Below are 11,816 nucleotides of genomic sequence, written 5' to 3'. Positions count from 1 at the left end.
CTGCTGAGTGATTCACTTCGAGTCGGGTCAAGACGGTGGAAACGCCGAATTGACGAAGCGGAAGCTTGTTGGTAAGCTTACAAAGTTGCTTCGGAGCGATTCAGAGAAAAACTTCTGATGGTGCCGGTAGCGGTTGTTGTTTGAGAACTCAATAGTGTGCCAAGTTTGTTGATACCAAATTATTTATTTGGTTATAACAGTGACATTATCACCCCCGTGATAGTGATCGCAAATTTAGCCAAGGATTCATTAACTGGTGTCTGTGGTTGATGATGAGCGGATCGTGAGGGCCTTGTTTTTCTGGCAGGGTCTGGTCTGTTTGTTGTTGATTGTGGATGCTGTCTCTTATTAATTTTTTAATGGAGAGTTTGATCCTGGCTCAGGATGAACGCTGGCGGCGTGCTTAACACATGCAAGTCGAACGATGAAGACCGTGCTTGCACGGTTGGATTAGTGGCGAACGGGTGAGTATCACGTGAGTAACCTTCCCTTGACTCTGGGATAAGCCCGGGAAACTGGGTCTAATACCGGATACGACCAGTCCTCGCATGGGGTGCTGGTGGAAAGATTTATCGGTCTTGGATGGACTCGCGGCCTATCAGCTTGTTGGTGAGGTAATGGCTCACCAAGGCGATGACGGGTAGCCGGCCTGAGAGGGTGACCGGCCACACTGGGACTGAGACACGGCCCAGACTCCTACGGGAGGCAGCAGTGGGGAATATTGCACAATGGGCGAAAGCCTGATGCAGCGACGCCGCGTGCGGGATGACGGCCTTCGGGTTGTAAACCGCTTTCAGCAGGGAAGAAGCGAAAGTGACGGTACCTGCAGAAGAAGCGCCGGCTAACTACGTGCCAGCAGCCGCGGTAATACGTAGGGCGCGAGCGTTATCCGGAATTATTGGGCGTAAAGAGCTCGTAGGCGGTTTGTCACGTCTGCTGTGAAAGCCCGAGGCTCAACCTCGGGTGTGCAGTGGGTACGGGCAGACTAGAGTGCAGTAGGGGAGACTGGAATTCCTGGTGTAGCGGTGAAATGCGCAGATATCAGGAGGAACACCGATGGCGAAGGCAGGTCTCTGGGCTGTTACTGACGCTGAGGAGCGAAAGCATGGGGAGCGAACAGGATTAGATACCCTGGTAGTCCATGCCGTAAACGTTGGGCACTAGGTGTGGGGGACATTCCACGTTTTCCGCGCCGTAGCTAACGCATTAAGTGCCCCGCCTGGGGAGTACGGCCGCAAGGCTAAAACTCAAAGGAATTGACGGGGGCCCGCACAAGCGGCGGAGCATGCGGATTAATTCGATGCAACGCGAAGAACCTTACCAAGGCTTGACATGGACCGGATCGCTGCAGAGATGCAGTTTCCCTTCGGGGTCGGTTCACAGGTGGTGCATGGTTGTCGTCAGCTCGTGTCGTGAGATGTTGGGTTAAGTCCCGCAACGAGCGCAACCCCTATCCTATGTTGCCAGCACGTAATGGTGGGGACTCATGGGAGACTGCCGGGGTCAACTCGGAGGAAGGTGGGGACGACGTCAAATCATCATGCCCCTTATGTCTTGGGCTTCACGCATGCTACAATGGCCGGTACAATGGGTTGCGATACTGTGAGGTGGAGCTAATCCCTAAAAGCCGGTCTCAGTTCGGATCGAAGTCTGCAACTCGACTTCGTGAAGTTGGAGTCGCTAGTAATCGCAGATCAGCAACGCTGCGGTGAATACGTTCCCGGGCCTTGTACACACCGCCCGTCAAGTCACGAAAGTGGGTAACACCCGAAGCCGGTGGCCTAACCCTTGTGGGGGGAGCCGTCGAAGGTGGGACTCGCGATTGGGACTAAGTCGTAACAAGGTAGCCGTACCGGAAGGTGCGGCTGGATCACCTCCTTTCTAAGGAGCAGGACCCGAGTCGGGTCCGCCACTTCATGTCGCCGTTCGTGTGACTGGTGGTTTGCTCAAGGGTGGAATATCAACGAATCGTCATCATGGTCTTGGCATTAGTTTCTCCGGTACGCCTGACGCTCACACTTGTGTGGGATCACGTGGGGTCGGAAAGAGAGCTGGTGTCTATATTCTGTGGTGCTTGGCACACTGTTGGGTCCTGAGACAACAATGGTTGTTTCATGATCTGGCCCTCGGCTTCAGGTAGCCGATCCGTGTTATGCGGGTTGGTGATGGTGGTGGGGGTTGTTGTTTGGGAACTGCATAGTGGACGCGAGCATCTTTGTTCTTTTGAACAAAATACTCGAATCATGCTGGTCACACCTTTGGTGTGGTCAGTCTTTTTTGTGTCAATTTTTAGTCGAGCACTTATTTGTGAGTGTCATCGCAGCTACTGTGATGGCGGTCGTAAGTGTTTTAGGGCGCATGGTGAATGCCTTGGTAGTAGGAGCCGATGAAGGACGTGGGAATCTGCGATAAGCCTGGTGGAGCTGATAACCGAGCGTTGATACCAGGATTTCCGAATGGGGAAACCCCGCATGCTGTGATGGTGTGTGACCACCGGTTGAATGTATAGACCGGTTGGAGGGAACGTCGGGAAGTGAAACATCTCAGTACCGACAGGAAGAGAAAACAATGTAGTGATTCTGTGAGTAGTGGCGAGCGAAAGCGGATGGGGCTAAACCGGTTGCGTGTGATACCTGGTAGGGGTTGCGTGGCCGGGGTTGTGGGACATTACGTGGGGGATCTACCAGTCCTCCGGGTTGAGGTGCGGGCGTATAGACGAAGAAGGTTGAGTCCTTCGCCGTAGAGGGTGTGAGTCCCGTAGTCGTAATGCGTTCCGCCGGCCTGTGAGTGTATCCCGAGTAGCACGAGGCTCGAGGAATCTTGTGTGAATCAGCCAGGACCACCTGGTAAGCCTAAATACTACCTACTAACCGATAGTGAATCAGTACCGTGAGGGAATGGTGAAAAGTACCCCGGGAGGGGAGTGAAATAGTACCTGAAACCATGTGCCTACAATCCGTCAAAGCATCCTATAGGGGTGTGATGGCGTGCCTTTTGAAGAATGAGCCTGCGAGTTAGTGCTCAGTGGCGAGGTTAACCCGTGTGGGGAAGCCGTAGCGAAAGCGAGTCTGAATAGGGCGTTTGAGTCGCTGGGTCTAGACCCGAAGCGGAGTGATCTACCCATGGCCAGGTTGAAGCGCGTGTAAGAGCGCGTGGAGGACCGAACCCACCTAGGTTGAAAACTGGGGGGATGAGCTGTGGGTAGGGGTGAAAGGCCAATCAAACTCCGTGATAGCTGGTTCTCCCCGAAATGCATTTAGGTGCAGCGTTGCGTGTTTCTTGCCGGAGGTAGAGCTACTGGATGGCCGATGGGCCCTACAAGGTTACTGACGTCAGCTAAACTCCGAATGCCGGTCAAGTCAGAGCGCAGCAGTGAGACTGTGGGGGATAAGCTTCATGGTCGAGAGGGAAACAGCCCAGACCACCAGTTAAGGTCCCTAAGCGTGTGCTAAGTGGGAAAGGATGTGGAGTTGCTTAGACAACCAGGAGGTTGGCTTAGAAGCAGCCACCCTTGAAAGAGTGCGTAATAGCTCACTGGTCAAGTGATTCCGCGCCGACAATTTAGCGGGGCTCAAGCACACCACCGAAACTGTGGCATTTAGTCCCTTGCGGACTGGATGGGTAGGGGAGCGTCGAACACTGCGGTGAAGCAGCAGCGTAAGCTCGTCTGTGGAGTGTGTTCGAGTGAGAATGCAGGCATGAGTAGCGAAAGACACGTGAGAAACGTGTCCGCCGAATGACTAAGGGTTCCAGGGTCAAGCTAATCTGCCCTGGGTTAGTCGGGACCTAAGGCGAGGCCGACAGGCGTAGTCGATGGACAACGGGTTGATATTCCCGTACCGGTATAAGACCGCCCATGGTGAACTGGTGATACTAACTGCCCGAATCGTGCTAGAGCGTGCCCCTTGTGGGTACGACGTGTACGAGGAGCGCAGGACCTGAACCGGGGAGCCAAGCGTATTAACAGGTGTGACGCAGGAAGGTAGCTGAGCCCAGCGATGGTTGTCTGGGTCTAAGAGTGTAGCCCGAGTCCTAGGCAAATCCGGGACTCGTTATATGGGTGAGACTTGATGGGACTCCACTTTGTGGGGGATTCAGTGATCCTATGCTGCCAAGAAAAGCATCGACGCGAGGGCTTGTACCGCCCGTACCCATAACCGACACAGGTGGTCAGGTAGAGAATACTAAGGCGATCGAGAGAACCACGGTTAAGGAACTCGGCAAAATACCCCCGTAACTTCGGGAGAAGGGGGACCACCCTGGTGATCCAGGCTTGCTTTGGTGAGCTGGTGGTGGTCGCAGAGACCAGGGGGAAGCGACTGTTTACTAAAAACACAGGTCCGTGCGAAGTCGTAAGACGATGTATACGGACTGACTCCTGCCCGGTGCTGGAAGGTTAAGAGGAAGGGTTAGTCCTTGTGGCGAAGCTCTGAATTTAAGCCCCAGTAAACGGCGGTGGTAACTATAACCATCCTAAGGTAGCGAAATTCCTTGTCGGGTAAGTTCCGACCTGCACGAATGGAGTAACGACTTCCCCGCTGTCTCAACCGTGGACTCGGCGAAATTGCACTACGAGTAAAGATGCTCGTTACGCGCAGCAGGACGGAAAGACCCCGAGACCTTTACTATAGCTTGGTATTGGTGTTTGACATCACTTGTGTAGGATAGGTGGGAGACTGTGAAGCGGCCACGCTAGTGGTTGTGGAGTCGTCGTTGAAATACCACTCTGGTGTTGTTAGGCATCTAACTTCGGGCCCTGATCGGGTCCAGGGACAGTGCCTGGTGGGTAGTTTAACTGGGGCGGTTGCCTCCTAAAGAGTAACGGAGGCGCCCAAAGGTTCCCTCAGCCTGGTTGGCAATCAGGTGTCGAGTGTAAGTGCACAAGGGAGCTTGACTGTGAGAGCGGCAGCTCGAGCAGGAACGAAAGTTGGGACTAGTGATCCGGCGTCACCGTGTGGAAGGGACGTCGCTCAACGGATAAAAGGTACCTCGGGGATAACAGGCTGATCCTGCCCAAGAGTCCATATCGACGGCATGGTTTGGCACCTCGATGTCGGCTCGTCGCATCCTGGGGCTGGAGTTGGTCCCAAGGGTTGGGCTGTTCGCCCATTAAAGCGGTACGCGAGCTGGGTTTAGAACGTCGTGAGACAGTTCGGTCCCTATCCGCTGCGCGCGCAGGAGATTTGAGAAGGTCTGTCCTTAGTACGAGAGGACCGGGACGGACGAACCTCTGGTGTGTCAGTTGTACTGCCAAGTGCACCGCTGATTAGCTACGTTCGGGATGGATAACCGCTGAAAGCATCTAAGTGGGAAGCCGGCTTCAAGATAAGATCTCCGTCACCTTCGGGTGTGAAGGCTCCCAGCTAGACTACTGGGTTGATAGGCCAGATGTGGAAGCGCAGCAATGCGTGAAGCTGACTGGTACTAATAAGCCGATCACTTACACCACACTCATATGAGTGTGCTCGATGAGTGTCAATTGAACAATTGCGTGTTTGCGTCCACTAGGCGGTTCTCTGCCAACAACCCCACAACACCCGTGGGCCTCCCGTTTGGGGTGGTCTGGTGGTGTGGGTCAGAGTCAGTAGTTGAATAGTGTTGTTGTGAATTTAGGTTTACGACACCTTCGTACCCCACCACAGGTACACGCCCGGTCCTTTTAGGCGGGTGTGTGTTGTGTGGTGGTGTGGGAGCGGGTGTTGTTCTAGAGTTACGGCGGTCATAGCGTGGGGGAAACGCCCGGTCCCATCCCGAACCCGGAAGCTAAGGCCCACTGCGCCGATGGTACTGCACACTGGAGTGTGTGGGAGAGTAGGTCGCCGCCGGACACTTTTTGTAGAGAGGGTTCAAGCCCGGTCCCTTGTGGGGGACCGGGCTTGACCTGTATCCAGGGGCTGTCGCAGGTTTTGCCTGGGGGAGTGATTGCTGGATAGGATGAACGTCTGTGTGCAGGAGCTATTGGTTCCTGGCATTCGGAACTACGGGGTGTGGCGCAGCTTGGTAGCGCGCGTCGTTCGGGACGACGAGGTCGCAGGTTCAAATCCTGTCACCCCGACCAGAAGTACACAGGGCCGTTGACCTACATCATGTAGGGCAGCGGCCCTTTGTCGTGCCCGCACACCGCCAGGCCGGCCTATTCTCGTGCCTGAAAGGCCTGGGGCGCTGCCATCAGCTTGACCTCCAGGGCGGCCGAGATGTCCTCTCCCGCCACGGGGTACTGGGGATCGAACTCGATCTCGAGGGACTCCAGCTCCCGATCCTCAGCGCTGCGCCGACGTGCCGCGCAACTGGACACCAGCATCGCGGTCCGCTCCATCGAGAAGTAGTGGAATGCCTCGATGACCCGTTCCACAGGGAACTCAGGGTCGCCGGAGAAGGACTCGACCGCGTTGAGCAGACCACCATTGCTGGCGGTCCCGTCAAAGGTGAGGACATCGCGCAGTGCGCGATCTCCGGGAGCGGCCACTGCCAGATCGTAGTCAAGTGCTCGGTTCCAGATGCAGTCCAGGTCATTCATGTCCTCAGAGTAGACAACTGCGCGCAACATAGGGGCAGGACGCGCAGTCCTGCGACGGGTGCTCCTCAGCGTGGTCGGCTCAGGGTTCAACCTATGAGTGACCCCTTGTCCAGAGTCTGTCCACCACTGCGGGATATCCTGTGGTGATACTGAAGCAGCATGAGCAGGAGGTCGTCATCGGCTCTGAACTCTCGCGCGGCGAACACCAGGGCACCGACGCCCAGCGCCGCACGCATATCGCCCTGCCCCTGCTCGCCTTCCTGCTCGGGTTCGGTCTGATGCTCCTCGTGATGCTGCCCAACCTGTGGGCAGTCTTGGCCGGGGCGATCGTGGGTGGAGCAGCCGCGGCCGGAACCTACGGCGTCGCAGCGGGTCAGAGCCAGAGTCGGCGGCGCAGGTCCGAGCAGCTCAACGATGATCAGGAGCGGCTCCGAACTGAACTTGCCGACATCGACGCCACTGTGCGGACCCGGTCGGCGCAGCTCCCGCCCTCCACGCAGGGTCAGCTGCGCATGATGGTCGTCGGACTCGAAGAGATCGTAGAGCGCTGGGATGTGCTCTCCCGCTACCCCGACCACCTTGACGCCGTGAACAGGACGATCCACCGCCACCTCCCGCGCACCCTCGAGCTCTTCCTCGCCCTGCCCGACAGTGAGAAGCCGCGTCATGCCGCGGAGTTCAAGGCACAGATCGGACTGTTGGCCGAGGGGGTCGCCAAGACCCGAGACACCCTGGTCTCCAAGAACCTCCAGGCGCTGCAGACCAACCGGTGGCTGATCGAGGAGTCCATGACTGACCCCGATGAGAAGCTCTTCCGCGACAACGGCCTATAGCCCTGTCCGGAGGACGCCCAGCGTCCCGACCGTCGACGCGCCTGACTGCGGCGCCCCTGACTCCCTGAGGAGCTCACACCCTTGGCACTCTCCCTGGAGCTGATCACCGCGACGGCGCGGTCGCTGCTGGTCCAGTACGGCCTTCAAGATGTCTCGATGCGGCGCCTCGCCAAGGAGCTCGACGTCGCCCCCGGGGCGCTCTATTATCACGTGCCCAGCAAGCAGGAGCTGCTGCGCAGTGTGGCCCACGAGATCCTCGCTCCGCTGCGCGCCGACCCCGGAGACGCGCTGCACCTGATGCGCAGGTTCCGCGAGCTCGTGCTCCCGATTCGCGACGTGGGAGATCTCCTCCTGCTCGCCTACGCCCTCGACGCGACCCTTCCCCCTGCCCAGCTGCTGCCGGAGCGGCTCGCGGACGCCGGGTGGCCGGATCAGGAGGCCCACGACGCCGCCGCGGTCGTGATGCGGTTTGCACTCGGGGCGGTGGCCACCGAGCAGAACCAGGCCCTGTTGGAAGTAGGCGCCGCCACCGAAGAGCAGCGTCAGCGATCCGCCCCACCCACGCCGCAGGCCATGGCGGCAGAGCGGATCTACCTCCATGGCCTGCAGCGCCTGCTGGTCAGGGACGACTCGTCAGAGCCTCCTGATCAGCTGAGGCTGACCTGAGATGACTGAGCACCCAAGACTGAGCCTGGGGCCCGTTCATGGCAGGAGCTCGTAGGCGGGCAGGGTGAGGAAGTCGATGTACTCCTCGTCCAGCACCAGCGCCCGCACGATCCCTGCCGCCGGCTCGAAGAACTTGGTGAACATCTCGTCATCGGCGATCTCGCCGCGCAGCCGCTCCACCTCGTCGTCGAGCAGGGTCGAGACCAGGTCATTGGTCACGGTCACCCCGGTGTCGGCGGTGACCGTGCCGTTGTGGATCTGCTGCCAGACCTGCGAGCGAGAGATCTCCGCAGTCGCGGCGTCCTCCATCAGGTTGTGGATCGCCACGGCGCCGTTTCCGGAGAGCCAGATGGCGGTGTAGTAGACCGCGACGTAGAGGTTCATCCGCACGCCCGCCTCCGTGACATCTCCCTCGGCGGCGGCCACGTCGAGCAGATCCGCGGCAGAGACCGTCACGTCCTCACGCTGCCGACCGAGCTGGTTCGGCTGGTCCTTCAACACGGCAGAGAACTCCGCGCTGCAGAGCTCGACCAGGTCGGGGTGCGCGACCCAGGATCCGTCGAACCCGTCAGCCGCTTCACGGGACTTGTCGTCGCGGACCTTCTCGATGGCCTTGGCCGTGACCTCCGGCTCGCGCCGGTTCGGGATGAACGCCGCCATCCCGCCCATGGCGAAGGCGCCCCGCTTATGGCAGGTCTTGACCAGCAGCTCGGTGTACGCCCGCATGAACGGCTGGGTCATGGACACCTGCGCACGATCGGGCAGGACGAACTTCTCACCCGAGGCGCGGAAGTACTTGATCAGCGAGAACAGATAGTCCCAGCGTCCGGCGTTGAGCCCGGATGCGTGATCTCGCAGCTCATAGAGGATCTCCTCCATGTGGAACGCGGCAGGCAGCGTCTCGATCAGGACCGTGGCGCGCACGGTCCCGTGAGGGATCCCGAGCTTCTCCTCGGCGAAGCTGAAGACCTCGTCCCAGAGCCGGGCCTCCTTGTAGTGCTCGAGCTTGGCCAGGTAGTAGAACGGACCTCGGCCCTGTGCGGTGAGCGTCTTCGCGTTGTGGAAGAAGTGCAGCCCGAAGTCGACCAGCGAGGCGACGGCGGGCGTCCCGTTCACCTGGAGGTGCTTCTCCGGCAGGTGCCAGCCGCGCGGACGCACGACGACGGTCGGGGCCTCCACGTCATCCCGCAGCCGGTACTGCTTGCCCTCGGCGGAGGTGAACTCCAGGGTCCCGGAGGCGGCACCGGCGAGGTTGCGCTGGGCGTCGATCACGTTGAACCAGTTCGGCGCCAACGCGTCTTCGAGGCAGGCAAGCCAGACCTTCGCGCCGGAGTTCAGCGCGTTGATGGCCATCTTGGCCGGAGCAGCCGGGCCGGTGATCTCCACCCGTCGGTCCTGCAGTGCGGCCGGATGCTCGGCGACGGTCCAGTCCGAGTCGCGCACCTGCGCGGTCTCGGCGGGGAAGTCCACGGTGCCGGTGCGCGCAGCCTGGGCCTGCGCCGCGCGCCGGTCCTCGAGCAGCTCGTTGCGGGTGCCGGCGAACCGGGTGTGCAGCTCGTCCAGGAACGTCAGGGCCTCATCGGTGAGGATCTCCTCGGTGCCCGGGACCTCGTAGGGGGCGTGGATGGTGATGCTCATGCGCTGCTCCTTTGCAGAGATGAAAACTATGCCGCTGAGAAACACCCTGACGCTGACACGTCCTGTGCCGATGGAGAACGGCGCCGCAGGTGCTCTCGCTCACACCATTCTTGGCATAGAGTTCGCATCATGGAAGCCAAGGTCCACGATGCGGACTCGCCGCGGGTGCAGGTGGTGGAACGTGCCTTCAGCCTGCTCAATGTGCTCGCCGGGCTCGGCGGATCCGCGACAGCTGGGGAGCTGAAGTCCGCGACCGGCCTCGCCGGGCCCACCGTGCACCGACTGCTGCACACCTTGATCGGGATCGGGGTGGTGCACCAGCTCAGCGACCGACGCTACGCGCTGGGTGCGAACCTGGTGCCGCTGGGAGAATCTGCCACCCGGCAGCTCGGCGGACCTGCCGTGCCGCAGATGCAGGCCCTGGTGGCCGAGCTCGGAGAGAGCGTGAACCTGGCGGCCATGGAGTCGGAGATGATCGTCTACATCGGGCAGGTCCCCTCCCCGCACACCATGCGGATGTTCACCGAGGTGGGTCGCCGAGCGCACCTGCACTCCACCGGCGTGGGCAAGGTCCTGCTGGCCGGGATGGATCCGGTACGGGTCCGAGAGATCCTCACCGCCACCGGCATGCCCTCGCTGACCGAGAAGACCCTGACCCGCCCCCAGGCGCTGCTGGACCAGCTGCCGCGGATCGCCGCCCAGGGCTACGCCCTGGATGACGAGGAGCAGGAGATGGGAGTGCGCTGCCTCGCCGTCGTCGTCCCGCACGGTCCCTCGCCCATGGGGCTCTCCGTCTCCGGGCCCACCGGTCGGATGCATGACGGGTTCGTCCGGCATGCGGTGCCGCTGATGCGCCGGACCGCGGTGGAGATCGGCCGCCGGATGAGCCGGCTCAGCCCTCGCCGCGGTTGAGCTGATCGATCACATCGCCGGGCGGATCGATCATCAGGGTGGCCTCGTCGCGCAGGCCCTTGAGCTCCTCGTCGATGAAGGAGGGCAGTGACTGCTCCAGGCTGATGTCGCGATGCTCCCGTTCGGAGAGCCGCCAGCGGTGATCGATGAGCTGGTGCATGATCTCGGCGGGCTCGAGCTTGTTGCGCAGCTCCTTGGGGATCCGGGAGATCAGCGGCTGGAAGACCTCCTGGGTCCACATATGCGCCGCCACCGCCTCATCGCCGTGCGGGTCGGACTGCGCCCGGTAGGCGTCGATCGCGCCGAGCAGCCGCCGTGCCTGGTTCTCCTGCACGTCGAGCCCGGTCAGGTTCATCAGCCGGCGCTGGTGGTGACCGGGGTCGACCACCTTGGGACGCAGCAAGAGCTTGGAGTCCTCGCGCATGGTGCGGATGTCATACTCCTCGACGTCGAAGCCGAGCTCGTTGAGCCGTCGGATCCGCTCCTCGATGAGCCACTGCTGGTCCGGGTTGAAGGCGGTGTCCCCGGTGAGCTCCTGCCAGAGTCCGCGGTAGGCGTCGATGAACTGGTGCGAGGTGGCGATCGGGTCCACGTCCTCGTCGACCATGCCGCCCTCCATGAGGTCCATCAGCTCCCCGGCGATGTTCACCTGGGCCACGTCGAGGTCGTACTCGCGCTGCCCGGTGGAGAGCTTCGGGTGGATCTCCCCGGTCTCGGCGTCGACCAGGTAGGCGGCAAACGCGCCGGCGTCGCGTCGGAAGAGCGTGTTGGACAGGGAGACGTCGCCCCAGTAGAAGCCGATCAGGTGCAGCTCCACCATCAGCAGGGCCTGCGCGTGGATCAGCCGCAGCAGCGTCTCCTTGCGCATCATCTGGTTGAACACCGCCCGGTAGGGCAGCGAGAAGCGCAGGTGCCGGGTGACCAGGGCGGGGGAGAGCTCCTCACCCTCCGGAGTGGTGCGACCGGTGACCTCGGCCACCGGCTTCACACAGGGGGCGCCGAGCTTGCCCAGCTGGCGCAGCATCCGATACTCGTGCCGAGCCGCCCGCTCAGAGGTCTCCTTGACCGCGATCACCGATCCGCCCAGGTAGGCGAAGCGCACGATATGCCGGGAGATGCCGCGGGGGAGCGCGGCGATGACGTGTTCGGGCCAGTCCTCCAGCGGCAGGTGCCAGGGCAGGTCCAGCAGCTCCTGAGGAATGGTGCCTGAGGCGGTGAGTCCGAGACCGGGAATGGTCGTCATGGGCAGT

6 protein-coding genes, 1 tRNA gene and 3 rRNA genes are annotated in these 11,816 nt (G+C 60.7%); 7 read left to right on the top strand and 3 right to left on the bottom strand.

Annotated elements, in window-relative coordinates; translation table 11 throughout:
* Positions 1-356 precede the first annotated feature (356 nt).
* From BCL67_RS11995 to BCL67_RS11980, 4 genes are all read left to right on the top strand, one after another.
* Positions 357-1,881, top strand: a 16S ribosomal RNA gene (locus tag BCL67_RS11995).
* 457 nt (positions 1,882-2,338) lie between these two features.
* Positions 2,339-5,448: ribosomal RNA gene (locus BCL67_RS11990) — 23S ribosomal RNA — on the top strand.
* 263 nt (positions 5,449-5,711) lie between these two features.
* Positions 5,712-5,828, top strand: a 5S ribosomal RNA gene (gene rrf / locus BCL67_RS11985).
* The 16S, 23S and 5S rRNA genes sit together here with 1 tRNA gene alongside, the layout of an rRNA operon.
* 153 nt (positions 5,829-5,981) lie before the next feature.
* A tRNA-Pro gene (locus BCL67_RS11980) sits at positions 5,982-6,058 on the top strand.
* 75 nt (positions 6,059-6,133) lie between these two features.
* Here BCL67_RS11980 and BCL67_RS11975 read toward each other — a convergent pair.
* Complete coding sequence (locus BCL67_RS11975; RefSeq protein WP_146131151.1) at positions 6,134-6,517, bottom strand: hypothetical protein; 384 nt, start codon at positions 6,515-6,517, stop codon at positions 6,134-6,136.
* A 143-nt stretch (positions 6,518-6,660) separates the two neighbouring features.
* On the opposite strand from BCL67_RS11975, the gene BCL67_RS11970 reads away from it, so the two are divergent.
* The gene (locus BCL67_RS11970; RefSeq protein WP_181255991.1) at positions 6,661-7,350 is read left to right on the top strand and encodes a hypothetical protein; all 690 of its coding nucleotides are present in this window, start codon (positions 6,661-6,663) and stop codon (positions 7,348-7,350) included.
* Between the two features lie 81 nt (positions 7,351-7,431).
* Positions 7,432-8,016, top strand: a complete 585-nt coding sequence (locus BCL67_RS11965; protein WP_106123659.1) for a TetR/AcrR family transcriptional regulator — start codon at positions 7,432-7,434, stop codon at positions 8,014-8,016.
* Positions 8,017-8,052: 36 nt separating this feature from the next.
* Here BCL67_RS11965 and aceB read toward each other — a convergent pair whose 3' ends face one another.
* Positions 8,053-9,654, bottom strand: coding sequence for a malate synthase A (gene aceB / locus BCL67_RS11960; protein WP_106123658.1), 1,602 nt, complete (start codon positions 9,652-9,654; stop codon positions 8,053-8,055).
* A gap of 129 nt (positions 9,655-9,783) precedes the next feature.
* On the opposite strand from aceB, the gene BCL67_RS11955 reads away from it, so the two are divergent.
* Positions 9,784-10,566, top strand: a complete 783-nt coding sequence (locus tag BCL67_RS11955; RefSeq protein ID WP_106123657.1) for an IclR family transcriptional regulator — start codon at positions 9,784-9,786, stop codon at positions 10,564-10,566.
* Here the strand turns inward: BCL67_RS11955 and BCL67_RS11950 are convergent.
* Positions 10,547-11,809: a DUF4032 domain-containing protein gene (locus tag BCL67_RS11950; RefSeq protein WP_106123656.1), complete on the bottom strand. Its 1,263-nt coding sequence runs from the start codon at positions 11,807-11,809 to the stop codon at positions 10,547-10,549. The two genes, BCL67_RS11955 and BCL67_RS11950, sit on opposite strands and share 20 nt — an antisense overlap.
* Positions 11,810-11,816: the final 7 nt, after the last annotated feature.

It is taken from the genome of Nesterenkonia sandarakina (genome assembly GCF_003003175.1).
In the GTDB taxonomy this organism is placed as follows: Bacteria; Actinomycetota; Actinomycetes; order Actinomycetales; family Micrococcaceae; genus Nesterenkonia; species Nesterenkonia sandarakina_A.
Note: the sequence above shows the minus strand (reverse complement) of the source record. Positions and strands in the feature narration are given on the sequence as shown.

What these genes read in the sequence shown, in the direction of transcription:
- BCL67_RS11955 (WP_106123657.1), top strand. Translation starts at nt 9,784, where the DNA reads ATGGAAGCCAAGGTCCACGATGCGGACTCGCCGCGGGTGCAGGTGGTG.
- aceB (WP_106123658.1), bottom strand. Translation starts at nt 9,654, where the DNA reads ATGAGCATCACCATCCACGCCCCCTACGAGGTCCCGGGCACCGAGGAG.
- BCL67_RS11950 (WP_106123656.1), bottom strand. Translation starts at nt 11,809, where the DNA reads ATGACGACCATTCCCGGTCTCGGACTCACCGCCTCAGGCACCATTCCT.
- BCL67_RS11975 (WP_146131151.1), bottom strand. Translation starts at nt 6,517, where the DNA reads ATGAATGACCTGGACTGCATCTGGAACCGAGCACTTGACTACGATCTG.